18 protein-coding genes, 1 pseudogene and 2 riboswitches are annotated in these 19,758 nt (G+C 38.8%); of the genes and pseudogenes, 3 read left to right on the top strand and 16 right to left on the bottom strand.

Annotated features, from left to right (window positions below; translation table 11 throughout):
• Positions 1–529 precede the first annotated feature (529 nt).
• The gene (locus SAY88_RS10900) at positions 530–1,213 is read right to left on the bottom strand and encodes a MerR family DNA-binding transcriptional regulator (RefSeq protein ID WP_332631760.1); all 684 of its coding nucleotides are present in this window, start codon (positions 1,211–1,213) and stop codon (positions 530–532) included.
• Positions 1,214–1,351: 138 nt separating this feature from the next.
• Between SAY88_RS10900 and SAY88_RS10895 the strand changes: the two genes are divergently transcribed.
• A complete protein-coding gene (locus SAY88_RS10895) occupies positions 1,352–1,837 on the top strand; it encodes a DUF6022 family protein (protein WP_332631758.1) in 486 nt (161 codons plus the stop codon).
• Positions 1,838–2,122: 285 nt separating this feature from the next.
• Here SAY88_RS10895 and SAY88_RS10890 read toward each other — a convergent pair whose 3' ends face one another.
• The 8 genes from SAY88_RS10890 to SAY88_RS10855 form a co-directional block, all read right to left on the bottom strand.
• Complete coding sequence (locus tag SAY88_RS10890; protein ID WP_332631757.1) at positions 2,123–3,127, bottom strand: tRNA dihydrouridine synthase; 1,005 nt, start codon at positions 3,125–3,127, stop codon at positions 2,123–2,125.
• 340 nt (positions 3,128–3,467) lie between these two features.
• Complete coding sequence (locus tag SAY88_RS10885; RefSeq protein ID WP_332631755.1) at positions 3,468–4,187, bottom strand: DUF421 domain-containing protein; 720 nt, start codon at positions 4,185–4,187, stop codon at positions 3,468–3,470.
• A 467-nt stretch (positions 4,188–4,654) separates the two neighbouring features.
• Entirely contained in the window at positions 4,655–5,761 is a 1,107-nt protein-coding gene (locus SAY88_RS10880; protein WP_332631753.1) for an ABC transporter permease, read from the bottom strand.
• A complete protein-coding gene (locus tag SAY88_RS10875) occupies positions 5,762–7,060 on the bottom strand; it encodes an ABC transporter permease (RefSeq protein WP_332631751.1) in 1,299 nt (432 codons plus the stop codon). It abuts the gene before it with no gap.
• Positions 7,061–7,070: 10 nt separating this feature from the next.
• Entirely contained in the window at positions 7,071–8,003 is a 933-nt protein-coding gene (locus SAY88_RS10870; RefSeq protein ID WP_332631750.1) for an ABC transporter ATP-binding protein, read from the bottom strand.
• A 210-nt stretch (positions 8,004–8,213) separates the two neighbouring features.
• Complete coding sequence (locus tag SAY88_RS10865) at positions 8,214–8,849, bottom strand: response regulator transcription factor (protein WP_332631748.1); 636 nt, start codon at positions 8,847–8,849, stop codon at positions 8,214–8,216.
• Entirely contained in the window at positions 8,846–9,994 is a 1,149-nt protein-coding gene (locus SAY88_RS10860) for a sensor histidine kinase (RefSeq protein ID WP_332631746.1), read from the bottom strand. Before SAY88_RS10860 ends, SAY88_RS10865 begins: the two co-directional genes overlap by 4 nt.
• 509 nt (positions 9,995–10,503) lie before the next feature.
• Positions 10,504–10,803, bottom strand: a complete 300-nt coding sequence (locus tag SAY88_RS10855; RefSeq protein WP_332631745.1) for a DUF3055 domain-containing protein — start codon at positions 10,801–10,803, stop codon at positions 10,504–10,506.
• Between the two features lie 88 nt (positions 10,804–10,891).
• Here SAY88_RS10855 and SAY88_RS10850 point away from each other — a divergent pair.
• A pseudogene (locus SAY88_RS10850) lies at positions 10,892–11,405 on the top strand (ATP-binding protein); the annotation flags it as partial.
• A gap of 691 nt (positions 11,406–12,096) precedes the next feature.
• On the opposite strand, the gene SAY88_RS10845 reads toward SAY88_RS10850, so the two are convergent.
• Both SAY88_RS10845 and SAY88_RS10840 read right to left on the bottom strand, forming a co-directional pair.
• Positions 12,097–12,231: a hypothetical protein gene (locus SAY88_RS10845; protein ID WP_332631743.1), complete on the bottom strand. Its 135-nt coding sequence runs from the start codon at positions 12,229–12,231 to the stop codon at positions 12,097–12,099.
• 147 nt (positions 12,232–12,378) lie between these two features.
• Positions 12,379–12,750: an iron chelate uptake ABC transporter family permease subunit gene (locus tag SAY88_RS10840; RefSeq protein WP_332631741.1), complete on the bottom strand. Its 372-nt coding sequence runs from the start codon at positions 12,748–12,750 to the stop codon at positions 12,379–12,381.
• Positions 12,751–12,878: 128 nt separating this feature from the next.
• Positions 12,879–12,979: riboswitch (glycine riboswitch) on the top strand.
• Between the two features lie 2 nt (positions 12,980–12,981).
• A riboswitch (glycine riboswitch) is annotated at positions 12,982–13,040 on the top strand.
• 291 nt (positions 13,041–13,331) lie between these two features.
• On the opposite strand from SAY88_RS10840, the gene SAY88_RS10835 reads away from it, so the two are divergent.
• Positions 13,332–14,756, top strand: a complete 1,425-nt coding sequence (locus SAY88_RS10835) for an alanine/glycine:cation symporter family protein (protein WP_332631740.1) — start codon at positions 13,332–13,334, stop codon at positions 14,754–14,756.
• A gap of 410 nt (positions 14,757–15,166) precedes the next feature.
• On the opposite strand, the gene purU is transcribed toward SAY88_RS10835, so the two are convergent.
• The 5 genes from purU to lipA form a co-directional block, all read right to left on the bottom strand.
• The gene (gene purU, locus SAY88_RS10830) at positions 15,167–16,036 is read right to left on the bottom strand and encodes a formyltetrahydrofolate deformylase (RefSeq protein ID WP_332631739.1); all 870 of its coding nucleotides are present in this window, start codon (positions 16,034–16,036) and stop codon (positions 15,167–15,169) included.
• A 90-nt stretch (positions 16,037–16,126) separates the two neighbouring features.
• Positions 16,127–17,527, bottom strand: a complete 1,401-nt coding sequence (lpdA, locus tag SAY88_RS10825) for a dihydrolipoyl dehydrogenase (protein ID WP_332631737.1) — start codon at positions 17,525–17,527, stop codon at positions 16,127–16,129.
• Between the two features lie 80 nt (positions 17,528–17,607).
• On the bottom strand, positions 17,608–18,492 hold the full coding sequence (gene pdxS, locus SAY88_RS10820) for a pyridoxal 5'-phosphate synthase lyase subunit PdxS (protein WP_332631735.1): 885 nt from the start codon (positions 18,490–18,492) through the stop codon (positions 17,608–17,610).
• A 14-nt stretch (positions 18,493–18,506) separates the two neighbouring features.
• Entirely contained in the window at positions 18,507–18,812 is a 306-nt protein-coding gene (locus tag SAY88_RS10815) for a HesB/IscA family protein (RefSeq protein WP_332631734.1), read from the bottom strand.
• A 46-nt stretch (positions 18,813–18,858) separates the two neighbouring features.
• Positions 18,859–19,731: a lipoyl synthase gene (gene lipA / locus SAY88_RS10810; RefSeq protein ID WP_332631733.1), complete on the bottom strand. Its 873-nt coding sequence runs from the start codon at positions 19,729–19,731 to the stop codon at positions 18,859–18,861.
• Positions 19,732–19,758 lie beyond the last annotated feature (27 nt).

Raw genomic sequence — 19,758 nt, 5'->3', positions numbered from 1 at the left:
TTAGGGATTTTTTTGATTGTAGTTAAATCAATTTCCAATTTTCTAGTTTTAGGGTGTTGACATATTACCGCTGTGCTTTAAAAAATTGTTAACACTTAACCCCAAAGCTATAATTAAGAAACCTGCTCATTCGTACAATAACTTCAACAGAAAAAGCGCTAACCCTCTATTGGATTAACGCTACCCGTTACTTGAAGATGCTGTTATCTCAACAAGAATAATTCATAGTGGTTTGTATGAAGTACTTTTCTCCATGCTATTTTTGTCTGTTTGGGTCTTCATCGGCTTTATGAAGACTTTTTCCCCTGCTTTTTTATCTGGTTAGGTCTTCATCAGCTTTATGAAGATCTTTTCCCATGCTTTTCTGGACTGGTTTGGCCTTCATTAGAACGAAGATCCCGTGGGACTTGATCCCTTCAAGTAAACTGTTCACCCCCTATTGTAGTGTAAATGGTTGAGCCTGGTTGGAATAAAGGTCCATGTTCCATCATCCAGATAAACTCCAAAGCACTAAAGTAATGCGATCGACTTATTCATATTCAATTACCTCTAAAAGTTTTTCTACAGCAGCCATTGCTTTCAACTGTCTTCTATTTCGGATACCTAGTAGGGTTAGAACCTCCTCGGCAAGTTTTCGGCATGCCGCTGTTCCCTCTGCTCCCCCGAACCTGTCCTTCATCCGTGCATTTTCATCCGTATAAAAACGATGGTTCATCGCTTTAAGGAGACTTATTTTAGCCAATTGAAGAACATCAAAATTACGATAGCCGCTTTCCGGATCCCGTATCGCCCGTATGTACCCTTCTTTATCCCAATACCTGATGGCTGTTCGGGTAACGTTCATTCTTTCTGCGGCTTTCCCTAGGGACCAGAGACTTGATTTTTTCTCCGAGTATTCAATTAGTTCAACGGCTTCCATCACGAACTTCTTTTCCTCTCCTCTACGAATCTGCTCATCGTTAAGAATCCAAAGTGCTCCATCGATTTTCTTATTACCGATGTTTTCCATAACTTTTACTGCTACATCCATTCCAAAACCATCGGATAGCAATTTAATGCATGAAAAATAGACAAGATGAATGTCTGAGTAAACACGGTATCCACTTGCTGTTCGTTTTGGCGAAGGTACCAGTCCTCTTGCTTCATAGTTACGAAGTGTGTTTGTACTTACATTCAGTTTCGCCGCAATGTCGGCAGGTTTAAGATTATCCATTTTATTTTTCTCCTTCAATTAGCTTGCAAAGTTTCCCCTGTAAATCACTCTTTATTACTGAATTTATTATATCAAACTTTTAAATTTGCTCTAAGGTTGTACGATAAGGGTGAACAAAAATAGAAAGGGGACCAGCCAATGACTTTATTTAATCAGAACATGAACATATCTGAACTTGAGAAAACACTGAATGCTTATGTTGAATCAAACTGGAAGAAAATTCTTGAAGACAACCGTGAGGAGCTTGAAACCTTGTTTCCGGAGTATGAAGATGCAACTTACGGTATTTACGCAGAAAAGCTGCTCGTACCCGTCTGGCAACAAGTTGAGGATGCCGGTTTCCATTCAGCAGCCGAAGTAAAAGAGGATGACTTCGTGATTGCCGGATTTCTTTTGTTCCGCCATTCTCTTGAAAAAGAACAGTGGGGCACTCCGTCGAACGAAAAGAGAGTATTTTGGCTTACAATAAAAAATAGACAGCACGAAGAAATCGGTACACTTCTGATGGAGATGTCACATTCTCACGCAAGTTTCTCCATTCCCGCCCCGCCGAAGTTTCTTGCTCTTCAAACAACAAATGGGCGTGAAATCAGGTCCCGGATCCGTTCTATCTATAACAAATAAAGAATTTGAGAGATTTCCCTCAGGTGGCACCAACGGGGAATTATAAGGTGCAAGACGGAAAAACATAGACAAGTTCACACGCTAAATTACACAACTGTCACAAATCCAAATCACAAAATAATTCACAATGAAAAAAGGCCCGAAGAAAAGTTCTTTGGGCTTTTAGTTAGAAAAGACCACATTAAAATTTAATATATGGTCTAATGTAAAATGTTTATCATTTCGTTCATATATTACATAAAGTCCTTTTTGGACAGAGAATTAAATTTAAGTACAATCTTTCACCTAGTTAGTAATTGGGGCACTTCTACTGTCCCCCATTCCATCAAGATTCTTTGAACAAAAGTTATCGAGCAATTCACGCACTTCATCTGTTGACTCTGTGTTCATTAATTGATTTCTTAATTCACTCGCCCCTCGAAATCCTTTGACATATATCTTAAAAAAGCGATGAAGAGCCTTGAACGGACGTAGCTCTAATTCTGAATATTTATCAAGGAGATCTAGATGCAATCGTAAAAGATCAAGTAATTCCTTACTGCTATGATCTTTCGGCTCTTTTTCAAAGGCAAATGGATTATTGAAAATACCACGGCCAATCATAACCCCATCAACACCATATTGGTGGGCAAGCTTCAAGCCAGTTTGTCGATCAGGAATATCCCCATTGATCGTCAAGAGTGTATCTGGTGCCACCTGGTCACGAAGTTTCTTAATCTCCGGGATCAGCTCCCAATGAGCATCCACCTTGCTCATTTCCTTCCTTGTCCGCAGATGAATAGAAAGATTAACAATATCTTGTTTCAATATGTGTGTCAACCAGCCCTGCCATTCGTCTACATCGGTGTAACCAAGCCTTGTCTTTACACTTACAGGCAATCCACCTGCTTTTGCTGCTTGGATTAAATCTGCTGCAACATCTGGGCGACGAATAAGGCCACTTCCCTTCCCATGTTGTGCCACATTAGGTACAGGACAGCCCATATTGATATCCAAACCTCTAAACCCAAGTTTCGCCATACCAATACTCATTTGCCGAAAGTATTCAGGCTTATCCCCCCATATATGGGCTACAATTGGTTGTTCATCCTCTGTAAAAGCCAAACGCCCGCGCACACTTTGCTTTCCCTCTGGGTGACAATAACTATCACTGTTTGCAAACTCTGTAAAAAACACATCAGGCCTAGCTGCCGCGCTTACTACATGACGAAAAACAACATCCGTCACATCTTCCATTGGTGCCAGTATAAAAAAAGGTCGTGGTAAATCACGCCAAAAATTATCTTTCATAATTCAAACCCTCTCAATATGGGATACCAGGTCAAACCCTTATCCCAAAATTAAAAGCAAATGTCCCTGCTTCTTTTACACTTATACCATGCTTAAGCACATTTTATCAAACTGATAGGACATGTTTATTTTAACTTAACAATCTCTATACAACCAAAATAATCTCCTGCTAAAATCCACTCATTAACGAGTCTTCCACTGTTCGAGTTAAAATAAAGCTATGCTAAAAAAGACAGCCAAGAAAATTGAAAGAACTCTGGATTGATTTAATCTACCTTTAAGGATTGGTACTTCTTTATTACTTCAACTAGGAAATAATGATTTCGTAAAGAACCCTTAGTTAGTTGTAAAACGGTGGCATTTGTTGGTGTTCATTTTTTAGGGAAACATGAAGTTCGTTGTCATCATTAATGGAAGCGAAGAAGACGCGATTTACTTGTGCAATCTGTCTTCTTTGTAATTCAGCAACTAACCATTGTCGATTTAAGCCTAAATAGTTTAGTATATCTTCGTAAATTTTCCCTTCTACGATTAAAGGATAAGACAAACTTTTACTTTTCTTTTTTACATTTATATCCTCAATGGTTACTCCCAATTTATTTTCTTTTTTTAACACACTTATTTGTCCATCTGCTTCGATAATTGCAATTTTAACTTCACTTATATCAAAAATATTTTTTTGTCGTAACATTCGCAACACGTTATCGATGGTATACCTAATCCTTTTTAAGTTTTCCACTAAGATTTTCCCATCTTGAATGACTAACGTAGGTTCAAAAGTTATTTTTTCCCCTATTTTTCGATGCGTAATTGATAAGTAGGCAGTTAATCTTTGTATAAGTGGAATTACTATAATAGCTAAATAAGTATAAATATGATCTACCTTTGGGTCAGCAATGTCAGCTCCTACAACATTGGCTAAGGTCATAATAATGAGAAAATCGAAAATAGGCATTTCTCCAATGGAACGTTTGCCCATATAATGTGTTATTAATAAGAATAATGGGAAGATCGTAATAATTCTTGCTAATATAATAGCTGACTCTTTTAAAACCTCCATATGTTTTCACCTATTCCTTTTTTGGAGTACATTAGCAGAAGAAGATTTACTGCATAAGTTTCATGATAGTTATCTCCACGATGTGGAGGAATATTACATTCATTACTTAAACAAATTACAACCTAAAAAAGTCGAATTCTTGTATACTCAAGAACCGACTTTTTTAATTTGGCTTGTTGCTCTAAAGCTATCCGTTACTTGAAGATGCTGTTATCTCCAACAAGAATAATTCATATTGGTTTGTATGAAGTACTTTTTCCCATGCTTTTTGTCTGTTTGGGTCTTCATCGGCTTTATGAAGACTTTTTCCCACGCTATTCAAGGCTGTTTAGATCTTCATCAGCTTTATGAAGACCTTTTCCCATGCTTATCTAAAATGGTTTGGCCTTCATCAGCTTTATGAAGGTTATTAGCCTCTTATTTTTTCCAGTTCTTCACTTTAAGTTTTCTCAAATAAAATCCAACTTCTATGACCGGCGCTCCATCAAATTGATTCCGAGTCCCATGCAGACCACGCCAAACAATAACATAATCGATATGGGCTGCAACAGTTCAGGCAATCCAAGGTTATAGATGGCAACACCTCTTAAGGCATCTAGTCCATAATAAATCGGCATCCCTTTTGCTAAGGCAACCATGATGTCATTTGTTACAATCTCGATTGGCCAATATGCACCACCTAGCATGGCCATCGCCGTAGCGAGAATGGGAATGACTGCCTGCATTTGCTGAGACCTTTTCACTAGCCCCATGACAAGCATCCCGAGGCTCACAATTGCAAACGTGTAGCAAGCAATGACTAATAAAAGAGCGCCATACCGCTGTCCCAAATCAAATCCAAAGATAACTTTGAAAAATAGGAAAGCGACGAGAATTTGAACATACCCAATCAGAAAGCAGTAAAGCAAATGTCCCAAATAGATCTGCCATTTGTGCAGGGGCGAAACAATGAGACGATCCCAGGTTCCCACTCTTTTTTCCTCCGCCACATTCATTAAACTAAACATAATCGTGTATATGGAGAAGAATAGAGTCATCCCAAACAAGACGTGAAGTTGGTCATCATAGATAAATGAACTTTCTTCTCCACTCAGGGATTCAGTTACTACCTTCATGCTAGGTTCATTCAAAGACCGTTCAAATTCTGTACGGAATTCACCCGCGTCTACCTGTGATGCTATTTCCTGTAACCGTAACTCCTCCGAAAAAACCTGATACACATAGTTTTCCACTGTAACACTAGACGGCTCCTGTACTGCGATGAGAATTCGATAATCATCGTTCATCAACTTCAGTGCGAGCCCGGCCTCCCCAGAAGAAACCGCATCACGTGCTTCTGATTCCTCTACCCAACGAAAAGTCATATTCTCCGCTTCATTTAATCGATCTAGCCACTCTACCTTTTTCTCTTCCTCCAAGGAAGGGTCTCCGTAGGTGTAAATCGTAATCTGGCTGTTCGGTCCACCAAATCCTGCTAGAAAAGATACGAACAGAATGGTTAACCCGAGGAATGAAAGAACGAGTATAGGAGCACGGCGTAACCGTTGCCACTGTAATAAAAATACTGATTTCATCTACAACGACCTCCTTTTTGGAAAGATAAGAATACTGCTTATAATCAAAATGGCTGCCAACGCTACGATTCGAATTAAATAAGGGAGAATCGTCGTCATATCAAGCTCCTGCATCCACTTTAAAAATGCAGTTAATGCCGCACCATTTGGTGTCCAATTCCCTATGGTTCCAATAATTTCCGGCATTTCGGATGTTGGGAAGAAGCTTCCGCCAACAAGGGCAAGTAACGTCACAATTCCACCAGAAAAAATATGATTAAGGGCATCATTTTCGTATTTCACCGTTAGCGCTGTTAATAAAGAAGCAAAACCACCTACACAGATTGCAAGAATGATGGCAATGATAGCAATCCCTCCCCAAAACGCCGGTTCATCAAGGGGAAATGTTCGAAAGGCCAAGGTGGATACAAGAAAAAGGATGATCAGTTGGAGAAAAGAAATGACAGATGCCGAAATCATTTTTCCACCTAAATAAACAATCGGATGACGGTTCGAGAGTATGATTCTATTAAATACATGCTGCTTTTTTTCCACATACGCTTTACTTGCAATCGTTGCTCCTACAAATAATACAAACATCACAGCCATACTGACTGTATAATATTGGAAAGATGTGATCGGCTCACGAGCAGAAATGGATTCTACTCCTCCGAACTCCCGTGCCTCCATCACCTCTCCTTCAGCTCGATCTGCCAAAACATCCCCATGGCCCAAATCTATTAACGCCTGAGATATTGCCGTTTCAAAATTCACTGTATTAACATAGCGATTCACAATGCTAAGAAATACATCTGTTCGAATCGAACTATAGTCCTTCACAGTCATTTTCAGTTCACTGCCATCCCCTTCATTTAATAGCATTTTTTTTAGGGAATGGTACGTGAAATCTTCAGGAATCAACAATATTGCGGTGACATCTTCGTTTTTCAATGCTTCCTCTGCTTCGGAAAAATCAAGTTCTTCCACTGTCACCATGTTGCTGACACTTTCATTATTCATTAGGTCTTCCAACATGGTATAAGGTTTTACTTCCTCTACAACTCGTTCCAATTCCATCATCACTTCTGGAGGCATCCCCATCGTTTCCAAATCTTCTATAAAATCAATCACACCCTGCTCTTCATCGTCCTCTATCACAAAAGCAACATCCATATGGAAGTCCGATGTATCCCCACCAAGGATCCCCCTTAAAGCGAAGCTCAGAATAACGATTAATAAAATTGGCATGAGCAGGAGAATCATTAGTTCTGTTCGATCACGAAGCAGAACGAGAAGATCCTTTCTTAAAAAGTTTCCCATCTTCTTCACCTCAATCCCTTAGCTTTCGACCTGTAAGGTGTAAAAACACGTCTTCTAACGATGGTACCTGCACATTAACATTTAAAATTTGTGCCTGATGACGTTCCGCAGCCTGAAAGATACTACCGAGTAACTTGCTTCCCTTTGGTACGATCAACTTCAAGCCCTTCTCCGTTTCAATCGTCTGACGGATTCCATCGTGCGACTGCAAGTCCGTGACCAAGTCTGGATAAGGCCGGTCTAGGTCGATCCAGATCGTCTCCTCACCGGACAAAATGCTCTTTAATTCATCCTTTGTTCCGGATGCAATAATCTGACCGTGATCCATGATGTATACACGGTCACACAGTCGCTCCACTTCCTCCATGTAATGACTTGTATACAGTACGCTTAGGCCCTTCTCTTGGTTAAGATGCCTTACCGTATCCAGGATGTGACTCCTTGATTGGGGGTCAATCCCCACAGTCGGTTCATCCATAATAAGAAGTTCTGGTTCATGAAGCATCGCTGCAGCCATATTAATTCGTCGTTGCATTCCTCCTGAGTAGGTTTTGACAATTTCTTTTTGTCGCTCCTTCAGACCGACAATCTCTAGTACCTCCTGAATTTTCGATTCTAGCTCCTTCCCTTTCAATCCATATATTCTTCCAAAAAACTTCAAATTTTCATAGGCAGTCAGTTCGTTATACAAAGCAATTTCCTGTGGAACAACACCTAAGACATTCCGAATAATCCCTGGATCCTTCAAAACACTTTGGCCCTTCAGCTTCACATCGCCTGAAGTAGGTTTGATGAGGGAGGAAATCATGGAGATGGTTGTAGATTTCCCTGCTCCATTCGGGCCTAATAACCCGACCGATTCCCCTTTATCCATATATAAATTAACACCGTCTACTGCAGGCTTTCCCTTAAAAACTTTTTTCAGCTCTTCTGTTTCAAGCATGCCACTACCTCCTTTTATCGTAAAACGCTTTTTTCATAAGATTAACCCTTGCATTCGCTATTGGTGGACGTTATTTCATGTCTAATATAATTCAAAGTATATACATAAAAAGACAGTGCTCCCACTGTCTTCAGTCATCAGATTTTTCATTTTGCATGACTTAAGTCATTTTATTATTAATAGCTCTCCGACATTGATCCTAATAAAGGCTTAAACAAGGTTATGTCTGATCGCATAAATCGCAATCTGTGTGCGGTCTCTCAGCTCAAGCTTATCGAGGATCGTGGTAATATGATTCTTTATTGTACCAACCGACAAGGCCAGTTCCTCTGAGATTTCTTTGTTACTTCGCCCTTCGCCAATTCGGCGGATAATATCCAACTCTCTCGGTGTGAGAGTTGGATTCACATCTTGTGTTCTCTCTTGTTGTTTGAGGAGACGGGGCATTACTTTTGCTGCTACTTGGTCTTGCAAGGAGAGACCGCCGGCCAAACAACTTCGAATGGCCTTGATGAGTTCCTGTGGTTCCGCATCCTTGAGCATATAACCACTCGCTCCACTCTTTAGAGCTTCCAATGCATATTCGTCGTCATTGAAAGTCGTTAACATGAGTACTTTACGGTTTGGCCAACGGGAGTGGATGATGCGGGCCGCTTCCAATCCATCCATTTCAGGCATTCGGATGTCCATAATAATCACATCAAAATGTTGTTTTTCACAAAGGGAAACAGCTTCCTTACCATGACTCGCTTCCCCTGTTACCTTTATCTCTGAGTCTGTCTCCACCATCATTTTCAATCCTTGTCTAACCATCACCTGATCTTCAGCTAGTAATATTCGAATCACTCCATCTTCCCCCTTTTCGTTGCGAGAAGAGGTAACGTCCCGCGCACGATAAATTGTCCATCATATTGAGCGATTTCAAGTTTCCCGCCAGCATCCTCAATCCGTTCTCTCATCGAAGATAGTCCAAATCCTTCTTTGTACTGCTTTGGCGTTTTCACTGGGTTCGACACTTCAAATCGAAATACCCCTCCAGCAGGTGCTTCAAAGACGACTTCCACTTCACGGCCACCGGAGTGCCGCATCACATTTGTCAGGGCTTCCTGTACTGCACGATACACGGCGATCGCCTGTTCATTTCCTAATGGCGCCGTTAACGCACCATGTCTGATTGAAAACTGAATTCGCATATAACTCTCGGCTTCAAGTTTTCGAACGAGCCTGATAATCGCAGACAATCCACCTATTTCATCTTGTTTCAACGTTTTCACTGCTCGACGTGTTTCCTCAAGACTCTCCTTTGCAAGCTGCTTTAATTCTAGGAGCCGTGAATGAGCTCCTTCATCCGTTTGTTCCATTCGCGCTACTTCCAATTGCATGAGTAATGCCGTTAATTTATGACCGACAGAATCATGGATTTCCTTGGCAATCTGGTTCCTCTCTTCCTGCCTTGCAGCCTGCTCATCGTTTACGAGACGCCGCCTCATTTTTTTATACTCGCTCAATAGCGCTTCGTTCCTAGCTTCGATTTCATCTACCTTAGTTTTCGTTTGGCGATATGTCGCCAACGCAACCCCCACTAACAATGTATAAAGCACAATAAAGACCAGTGAATAACTAGGATACACGAAAAAATGAGGTGCAACCAAACCTACAAGCAGGATGCATCCGATTAGAATACTCTGCCAACCTTTGAGGTAAAACACCGACATCCCTGCTAAGATTGTAAAAACAAGGAGGGTATATGGATTCGTTGTTCCGCTGTTATCCGGCCATAGCGTAAAAACAGCCGATGCTGCCATCAAAGCCGTGATCATCGTAAAAATGAATGGATGCTTTTTAAATAAAGGTAACATAAAAAAAAAGCTAAAGAAGGCTGCACACCCCATGATCCGGTTTGGGATTTCTAAGAAACTCCCCTGATAATGCAATAAGGCAAATAGCCAAGATAGTAAGAGTAAAAATAGCCAAATCCAATATGTATACAAGCCCGTTTCCCACCTGCCTCATTTTGTTTGAGTAAAACCTTGTTATCTATTAGCTAGTCATATCATAGCAAAATAGGTCATACGAAAAAATAAAAATTTGAATAATGAGGCGAAGGTAAGAGATTCAATCGTTTAGTCTCATTTGTAGTAAGGGCTGACGTATCCCCCCATCTCCTCTTTTATATCGGCAGTTACTCCACCAATAAGAAGTGCTTGTTACTTGACGTCAGGTCACGGGCATCCTTGTTAAGTTTATTACCATAAAAAAGACGTAGGGAAACAAAAACTAACCCTTCGTCTTCTTAAGAAGTAACCTAATGGTTCTAGGTATTATTAGATAAATCTACATAATAAATAAAGTCATATCAAAAAACTTGTAGGTCTTACTTTAATCAGAATTGATACGATTCGGCTGGCAAAGGGCGACTAAAAGAATAACCCTGTATTTATATGAATGCTTTAGGGTTTACCCCATGTCGATTCTTCATTTAAGGAACTATAAAAAACAATCAACTATACTGTTCAATATAAAATGAGGTAGAAATGGGATGTTCAAGAAACATTGATAAATCCTCTGCTTCTTTAAGCGAACTAATACGAAATACCGTCTTTAAATACTCAATATTCTTAATATCACTTGAATCCAACAAAGCTGATCTACCTGTTTGCATGCATATGACAAGTGGTTTTCCAAAAAACATATCGGTATAAACTATCCCGAAATCATATCGAAAATGATCCGTTGTAAAACCAAAAAACCTTACATTAGCTTTTTTTTGCTCATCGTATAATTTTTCAAATAGTTCCATACTAACCCCTCCTTATTTATTACTTCTGTATGAAGTTTCCGACTAAGTAGCAGGTGAGATCCACTCAAGCAGAAAACTAAAAAAAGGATTAGGAAAATTGGAGAAGCTTTGTGTTGTAAGGCAAATAGGTACTGTAATCGCTCATAAAATTCGAAATCCTTTAACGACCAGTAAAGGATTTACACAATTACTAAAATCAATGGAAAATGAGAATAAACAGGGTTATACAGATTTGATGTGATCAGAGACCGAGTAAATAGAGAGTATTACAAATGAATTTATAAAGTAGCCACAGGTTGCGATTGAAGCGATGCCAACGGAAGAAGAAATTTTGATTCAAATCGATAACAGTGATTATCCGCACGTATGCATTCGTTTTTATCGGTCAAGGAGATGGATAGGGGATTCGAATGGAACGTATACCATATATAGGAGAACCTTTTTATAGTATACAAGACAAAGAGATCGTCTTAGGATTAATGATCTGTTATAAAATTGGTGAAACACATCAAGGAAAGATAGTGATTAATAGTGAAGTAGATAAACGAACAACTGTTGATGTCATTCTCCCTTTCTATACTTCTCAAAATAGAGATTTTTAAATCAACCCGTTTGTTCATTTTCCTATGCTGAAGCAAGTGAGTAGAAAAGCTATAGAGACTTATCCATATAGTCTAAATTCCTTGTCCCTTAAGGAGTTTTTTTAAGAGTAATAAAATAATTGTTTTTCATTTTTTCATTCATTTTACACCTTTTCGTTTTTATAAGAAAAAATAGGATGTTTCTCATAACTAGCACTTTATAGCTCTTTCAGTGGAGTCTCCTCCTACATGTTCGAATTTTGATTTTTTACTCCATTCTGCAGGAAAGTCATTTCCACATTTTTTACAAAAAACAGATTTCATCTCAGAGATACAGACAACACTTTCACCTTGTTCAAAGTACCGAAAACAGTCATGGCAATACCAAGAATTAGTTTCCATTTCCATTTCACTCCCTTGAAAGAGGATATGAAGCGACCTTATTCATCCTAATTAGAAAAGTCGCTTAATTCGCCTAACTGATTTCATTGAAAATTCATTCAATCTTTTAAGCTTGTCCCATGTACAATTCTGTACACATTACATTTAACTGATTTACTGGTAACTCTCTTTTTCTTCATGGTTCAATTACGTCTCCTAAAATATAGCTATCTATTACCTCCCTTCTGTGTATCTTGTATTATTATAAATGATAACCTAAATATAGTGAACATTCGAAATAGTTAAATAATTTGTAGATTTATATGTTTTTCTAACTATTTCTTTCTTTTCCTATCGATTTCTTATATTTTAAATTTTCCGAATATAGTTTATGAAAATTTAATTGTTGAATAGCTTGGCTGTTAGTAACGTTTCCTTCCCAATCATCTAGAATTACAACCTCCATAACAAACCTCCATTTAGTTTGAAAGTTGTTGGTCAATATATTTTTTCACTAGCTCTTTATCTCCTAAGATTTTTGCTCGTTCTTGATCTTTTATTAATTTTTCTTTGCTCTTTCAAGAATTTCCTCTTCTTCTCATGCTCTCCCTTTTTAAAATTGATTTCGATTCTTTAAAAAAATAAAGAACGACGCTTCGATCCCCGTAGTAAAAATCCCAGCCGGAATGTCTAATGGATAAAAAACCGTCCGGACGACCAGGTGAGCACTAAATACTAGAGCACTACCTATTAAAGAGGAAACGAGAATCAAACTACCAAAAGGGCGTCCTACTAGTTTCCTAGCAATATAAGGGTCGATGAGACCAACAAAACCGATTGTCCCAGCGATAGACACAGCGAAACCTGCCAACAACACACTAAAAAGAAGCAAAAGAAACCGGTACAGCTGAACATGTTTTCCTAATCCGGTTGCAATATCATCCTCTAACTCTTGGAGACTCAGACTTCGAGCTAAAAAAAGCACTAAATTGGGTTATTATATATATCTTAAAATAGACTTAAAGAAATTAATTTACTCCTTAGTAATTTCTGAATATTCAATTGACTTTATCTTTATAATGGAATAAAATGTTATAAAATGCATATAAGCGGATGAATATTGCGGGAGAGACTAAACAATCGTTTAGCACCGAAGGAGCAAGTCCTCAAAAAGTGGACATCAATCTCTCAGGTAAAAGGACCACAATAGGACGCGTCTCTGGAGAGAGCCATGAGCCACCAAAGGAGTTAAACTCTCAGGTAAAAGGACAGAGAAAAATAGGAAACCCCCTATTTTTCTCTGTCTTTTTTTGTGGGGAAAAATAGGAATAACTAAAAAAGGGGGATTTATATAGAATTAATCAAATTTCACAAGCCTTTTCTTTTCAATTACTACTGAGGTCCATGTAGCTGATTGGATGTAAATGGCTACAGAAATCCTTAAAATGACTGTGGGGTCACATGGAACGGACATACCTATCCTGTTTTGCCACCCTCAAAATGTAAGCGCTTCATCATCGAATCGACTAACAGTCTATCAAAATCTAATCTATTAGGAGTGTTGGTATGGAAATATTGGAAATACTAAGTAAAATCAATAACGTATTGTGGGGTCCCCCCAGTCTCATCTTATTATTTGGGACAGGCTTATTTTTAACTTTTGTTTTAAAAGGATTGCAATTTCGCCGTCTCATCTATGCATTTAAGATCGGGTTTGGGAAAGAGGATAGTAATGATGCAACTGCAGAAGGAGATGTTAGTCATTTTAAAGCTCTTATGACGGCACTTGCTGCGACAATAGGGAACGGAAACATTGCTGGTGTTGCCACAGCTATCACACTTGGTGGCCCTGGTGCAATCTTTTGGATGTGGGTTGTTGGTTTACTAGGTATGGCTACAAAATATGGTGAAGCCCTGCTTGCTGTGAAATATCGTGTGAAAAATGATAGTGGCGAATATTCCAGTGGTCCGATGTATTACATCGAACGAGGGCTTGGCAAAAAATATAAACTATTAGCGGTTACCTTTGCCTTATTTGGTGCCTTTGCTGCTTTGGGTATTGGAAATAGTGTACAGTCTAATACCATTGCTGATGTAACAAGCAATAGTTTTGGTATTGTAAACTGGGTAACCGGCTTGATCTTAGTTGTCCTTGTGAGCTTCATTATTTTCGGTGGAATTCAGCGTATTAGTACCGTTGCTAGTTTCTTTGTTCCTATTATGGCGTTCCTTTACATAGGGGGAGCAATCATAATTCTTGCATTAAATTACGAGATGATTATCCCGGCTTTTAAGTTAATCTTTTATTATGCCTTTAACCCTGTGGCGGCGGCCGGTGGTTTCCTAGGTGTTGTTGTAACTGAAGCTATTCGTAACGGGGTTGCTCGTGGAATTTTTTCAAACGAAGCAGGTCTTGGTACAGCTGCTTTAATCGCTGGGAACGCACGTGCAGATCATCCTGTTAAACAAGCGCTCGTTGCCATGACCGGTACATTTATCGTAACGATTGTTGTATGTACAATGACTGGTTTAACACTGCTTATTACAGGGTTTTGGGATGCATCTGGCGGCTTAATTTCCGGTGTAACTCATGATGCAACACTTGAAGGGGGAGCCTTGACCAGCGCAGCGTTTTCTTCTGTTCTAGGTGTAGTTGGTGAATATATTGTTTCATTTTCAGTTATCTTTTTTGGCTTCTCAACAATCGTTGGTTGGTATATATACGGGGAAAAATGCTTTGAGTATTTAGCTGGCTCTAAAGGACTTGCAGGTTATCGTCTTGTTTATATTGCTGCTTGCGGTATTGGGACAGTTGCTAACCTTACAACAGTCTGGGCATTTGCTGATATGGCTAATGCCTTAATGATGATTCCAAACTTAATTGCCCTTCTCCTTCTTTGGAAAGTTATCGTAGCTGAGACAAATGATTACTTCACTAATTTCTACGGTAATGTTAAAGTTGCTCGTTCTGAGGAAAGAGAAATTAGTTAATCGAGTAAGAGGAGTTGATTAATCAAACGATCTCTTCATTACTTTACGTACTGTTTAATATACCGTGGTTCAATTAAATATGAAGTAAATATTCATTCATATAAACTTTTTAACCCTCGATTTCTCCAATAGGAGTTATTGAGGGTTTTGTCTAGGGCTTATCTTTTAGTAAATAGTGATTTAATAATTACCCATTTTTCATTGAGTCCATTATTTTAGCCATACGCCCTATTCTAAACGTTAAATGATAGGAATCTTATACTCCGCTGATCCCCTTTTTTCTCCTGATGTTTTTCCATTAGTATAGAAAAAACAGCCATAACCATCACAAAATTGGTTGGCTGCTATAATATTTTTTGTTATATAAAAAAACAACCTTTTCTCTTAATGCATGACATGATAATACTAACTCACGTAAATACAATCGTTTTATTACCATGAACAATTACTTTATCTTCAACATGCCAGGAAACGGCTTGAGCAAGGACAAGCCTTTCCACATGCCGTCCGGCAACCTTTAATCCTTCTACAGAATAACGATGATTCACACGCTTTACATCTTGCTGAATAATTGGTCCTTCATCAAGATCATTCGTTACATAGTGTGCAGTTGCTCCAATCAATTTCACCCCTCGGTTAAACGCTCTCGCATAAGGGTTTGCTCCAACAAATGCGGGTAAGAACGAATGATGGATGTTTATGATTTGATTGGGATATTGGGCTATAAAAGTAGGAGAAAGAATTTGCATATACCTTGCTAAAACAATAAAGTCTACTTTCCCTTCCAACAGCTCTAGTGCTTTTTTTTCAGCAACCTCTTTCGTTTCAGAAGAGATTGGGATATGATAAAATGGGATTCCATATCCTTCAATTACTTCTTTCAAATCCTCATGATTACTAATAACCATCGGGATGTCTACTTGAATTTCGTTAGATTTCCAACGCCATATTAGCTCCATCAGGCAATGATCAGCTTTAGAAACAAAAATGGCCATCCGCTTTTTCTTTTTCTTACTACTCAACATCCAATCCATTGGATATTCTTCTGCCATCAAATGTAAGTCCTTTTCAAGTAAACTAAACGAAGAGTCAAAGTCTTCTAAGTCAAACTCAATCCTCATAAAAAACATGCCTGATTGTGGATCAGTTGTATGTTGGTCAAATTGGATAATATTTGCTTTGTGTTCTAACAACAAATTAGATATTACTGAGATAATACCCGGTTTTTCTGGACATGTAATTAACAGTATAGCCTGATCAATATTTCTTTCTGTAAGCATTGTTATCCTCCATCCTTTTAGGGTCCGTATGTAAAACTATTAAAAAGTTATAGTTTTTGTTCTATCTCCAACACTTTTTTAGCTCCCTCTCTAAGCATGTATTTCCTGACCGTCTGCTGCTAATGCAGCTTCACTAATCGCTTCAGCTAATGTTGGATGGGGATGAATTGTATGTACAATATCCATAGATGTTGCATCTAATACTTGAGCAAGTCCTATTTCTGTAATCATATCGGTTACATGAGGACCAACCATATGTGCCCCTAACAGCTTATTTGACGTTTCTTCAACGACAAGTTTGACAAAACCATCTGATTCACCAAATACTAGAGCCTTTCCGATTGCCCGAAATGAAAATTTTCCAATTTTCACTTTATACCCTTTCTTTTTTGCCTCTTCTTCTGTAAAACCGACACTAGCTACTTCTGGATTACTGTAGACACATTTTGGAACTAGAGCCGAATCAAGCGGTGAAGGTTGTTTACCTGCTATATGTTCAATTGCGATGATTCCTTCATGTGACGCAACATGGGCAAGTTGAAGTCCCCCAATCACATCACCGATAGCATAAATATGAGGATCACTTGTTTGATAATACTGGTTTGTTTGAATAAATGAACCGCCCATATTAATTTTAAAGTTAGTAAGACCAATTCCACTAACATTCGGTATTCGTCCAACGGATACTAATAGTTTATCTGCAAAAAATAGAGTTTCTTTTCCTTTATGCTCTGCTTTGATCGAAACACCTTCCCCTTTTTCTACCGTTTGCGGAAGTACCTTCGCATCGGTTACGATTTTTACACCTTTTTTCTTCATTAAACGCTTTACTTCCTTTGAGATATCTTTATCCTCTGTCGGTAAAATGCGGTCAGCATATTCAATCACAGTTACTTCTACTCCAAAGTCAACGAGCATTGATGCCCATTCGATCCCAATGACTCCACCGCCAACAATAATAATCGAATTTGGGAGGACTTCCATTTGTAGTGCTTCATCTGAAGTCATTATATAGTTCTCATCCGCTTCTAGACCAGGAAGAGTTCTTGGACGAGAACCTGTTGCAATTAAAATATTTTGGGTTTTTAGTGTAATCTCTTGTTCTTCATCGTTCATTTCAACTAAAACATCTTTAGACTGTAAAATACTTCCTTTCCCCTCGTAAACATCGATTTTTCCTTTTTTCAATAATTGTTGTACCCCTTTAAATAAACGATTTATAATTTCTTCTTTCCGAGACTGTACCTTTGAGAAGTCCAGCCCAACTTCAGGAGCAATAACACCAAACTCTTCTACCTTCTTTGTATTTCTATATACCTCTGCACTCCTTAATAATGCCTTGCTCGGGATACACCCCGCATGTAGACATGTTCCACCGACATTCCCTTTTTCAATCACTGCAGTTTTCAATCCTAATTGAGATGCACGGATGGCAGCGACATATCCGCCCGGTCCCCCACCAATGATGACAACATCATATTCTTTTAACATTGAGTTTCTCCTCCTTTTGCAACTACTTAATATGAAAATACATAACTATAATCCTATGACTCTTCCTTTTCATTTCTACCCTACCAACCACGATCTTGCATTCGTTCAGATATCTGTAAGTTTGAGATTTCAATCCCTTTCATTGCATTACCTAATCCTTTTGATAGATTGGCAATTAATTCATAGTCTTCATAATGGGTAGTTGCCTCAACAATTGCCGTTGCAAATTTTTCTGGATGATCAGATTTAAAGATACCAGACCCAACAAATACACCATCTGCCCCTAATTGCATCATGAGAGCCGCATCAGCAGGGGTTGCGATACCACCTGCAGCAAAGTTTACAACTGGTAGCTTCCCAGTCTCTTTAATTTGAAGTAATAAGTCGAATGCCCCCCCAATATTTTTGGCTTCAGTCATTAACTCATCAGTGGACATAGATGCAACTTTCTTAATTTGTGCTTGTATCATGCGCATATGCCGTACCGCTTCAACGATATTCCCTGTACCAGGCTCACCTTTCGTACGAATCATTGATGCCCCTTCGCCAATACGACGAGCAGCTTCACCCAAATCACGAGCACCACATACAAACGGAACTGTAAAGTCACGCTTATAAAGGTGATATACTTCGTCAGCTGGTGTTAAAACTTCACTTTCATCAAGGTAATCAACACCCATTGCTTCAAGTACTTTTGCTTCAACAATATGGCCAATCCTTGCTTTTGCCATGACCGGAATTGAAACGGCATTCATCACTTCTTCAATAATTCTTGGATCTGCCATACGGGCTACACCACCGGCTGCACGAATGTCAGCCGGTACACGTTCTAGTGCCATAACTGCTACAGCACCTGCTGTTTCTGCAATCTTTGCTTGTTCTGCATTGACAACGTCCATGATCACGCCGCCTTTTTGCATTTCTGCCATACCTCGTTTAACTCGATCTGTTCCCGATTTTTGCATTATATTTTCTCCTCTTACTCAATTTCAATTGAACATGCACTTGATTCAAAGCTTTCCCCAACAAGGAACCCCTGTTCATCTGAATAATCAATTTGTGTCGTTTCATCCAAATAACGTTTTGTGAATTGATCAATATAAAGTTGAATTCCTTCATATTTAATAACTGTATCGTTTCGTCGTGGTTCATCAAAAACAAGTGAAAACTTGATCGACACCCCACACCCTCCAGCTACATCGGCATCAATTCGAGGTGATTGCTCTTTTTTAAATTCTACACCTTTTAACTTGTTTAATGCCGCATCTGTTAAAGTAATAACCATCGATCCCTCTCCTTTCTCACTAATATCCGTCTTCAAGCTTCAACATTTACCTCGCAGCAGCTTGGACCTGTTCATCAGCATGATAAGAAGAGCGAACGAGTGGTCCTGATTCACAATGACTAAAACCTTTCGATAAGGCAATTTCTTTTAATTCATCAAATTCTTGTGGACTCCAATACTTTTGTACTTTTAAATGTTTTTTCGTTGGCTGCAAATATTGACCAATTGTCAAAATGTCAACCTCATTAGCGCGAAGATCTTCCATTGTTTCAATGATTTCTTCTCTCGTTTCTCCAAGACCAATCATAATACTTGACTTTGTTGGAGTAGTTGGGCTAATTTTTTTTGCACGTTGTAAAAACTGAAGGGAACGCTCATATGTTGCACGCGCACGAACTGTTGGAGATAACCGTTTCACTGTTTCAATATTGTGATTTAAAATATCTGGCTTTGCATCCATTAATGTGTGTAAGTTTTCATATTCTCCATTCATATCAGACGGAAGGACTTCAATGCTACAAAATGGATTACGACGTCGTACTGCCCGAATTGTTTCTGCAAATATCTGGGCTCCGCCGTCTTTGAGATCATCACGAGCAACAGCCGTAATAACCGCATGTTTTAATCCCATTTGCTCTACTGATTCGCCAATACGTTCCGGCTCTTCCCAATCAAGCTCAGTCGGAAGTCCAGTTGTAACAGCACAGAATCGACAAGCCCTTGTACATATACTTCCTAGGATCATGAATGTTGCCGTTTTACGTTCAGCCCAACATTCGTGTATGTTAGGGCACTTTGCTTCTTCACAGACTGTATGAAGTTTTTTTTCATTCATCATCTTTTTTATTCCTGTATAATCTGCATTCGTATTTAATTTAATTTTTAGCCATTCAGGTTTACGAGCGTGTTTGATCGTCATATTATCACTCCTATGAATGTAACTTAA

Source organism: Halalkalibacter flavus (assembly GCF_036663575.1).
Classification (GTDB): Bacteria; Bacillota; Bacilli; order Bacillales; family Bacillaceae_D; genus Halalkalibacter; species Halalkalibacter flavus.
The sequence above is the reverse complement of the archived record's forward strand: the minus strand, read 5'-3'. Positions and strand labels throughout refer to the sequence as shown.

Coding starts and splice junctions, on each gene's coding strand:
- purU (WP_332631739.1), bottom strand. CDS start 16,036: ATGCTTACAGAAAGAAATATTGATCAGGCTATACTGTTAATTACATGT.
- SAY88_RS10815 (WP_332631734.1), bottom strand. CDS start 18,812: ATGGTTATTACTTTAACAGATGCGGCATTAAACAAGTTAAAAGGTGTA.
- lipA (WP_332631733.1), bottom strand. CDS start 19,731: ATGACGATCAAACACGCTCGTAAACCTGAATGGCTAAAAATTAAATTA.
- SAY88_RS10885 (WP_332631755.1), bottom strand. CDS start 4,187: ATGGAGGTTTTAAAAGAGTCAGCTATTATATTAGCAAGAATTATTACG.
- pdxS (WP_332631735.1), bottom strand. CDS start 18,492: ATGCAAAAATCGGGAACAGATCGAGTTAAACGAGGTATGGCAGAAATG.
- SAY88_RS10895 (WP_332631758.1), top strand. CDS start 1,352: ATGACTTTATTTAATCAGAACATGAACATATCTGAACTTGAGAAAACA.
- lpdA (WP_332631737.1), bottom strand. CDS start 17,527: ATGTTAAAAGAATATGATGTTGTCATCATTGGTGGGGGACCGGGCGGA.
- SAY88_RS10845 (WP_332631743.1), bottom strand. CDS start 12,231: ATGGAGGTTGTAATTCTAGATGATTGGGAAGGAAACGTTACTAACAGC.
- SAY88_RS10900 (WP_332631760.1), bottom strand. CDS start 1,213: ATGGATAATCTTAAACCTGCCGACATTGCGGCGAAACTGAATGTAAGT.
- SAY88_RS10875 (WP_332631751.1), bottom strand. CDS start 7,060: ATGGGAAACTTTTTAAGAAAGGATCTTCTCGTTCTGCTTCGTGATCGA.
- SAY88_RS10855 (WP_332631745.1), bottom strand. CDS start 10,803: ATGGAACTATTTGAAAAATTATACGATGAGCAAAAAAAAGCTAATGTA.
- SAY88_RS10890 (WP_332631757.1), bottom strand. CDS start 3,127: ATGAAAGATAATTTTTGGCGTGATTTACCACGACCTTTTTTTATACTG.
- SAY88_RS10870 (WP_332631750.1), bottom strand. CDS start 8,003: ATGCTTGAAACAGAAGAGCTGAAAAAAGTTTTTAAGGGAAAGCCTGCA.
- SAY88_RS10835 (WP_332631740.1), top strand. CDS start 13,332: ATGGAAATATTGGAAATACTAAGTAAAATCAATAACGTATTGTGGGGT.
- SAY88_RS10880 (WP_332631753.1), bottom strand. CDS start 5,761: ATGAAATCAGTATTTTTATTACAGTGGCAACGGTTACGCCGTGCTCCT.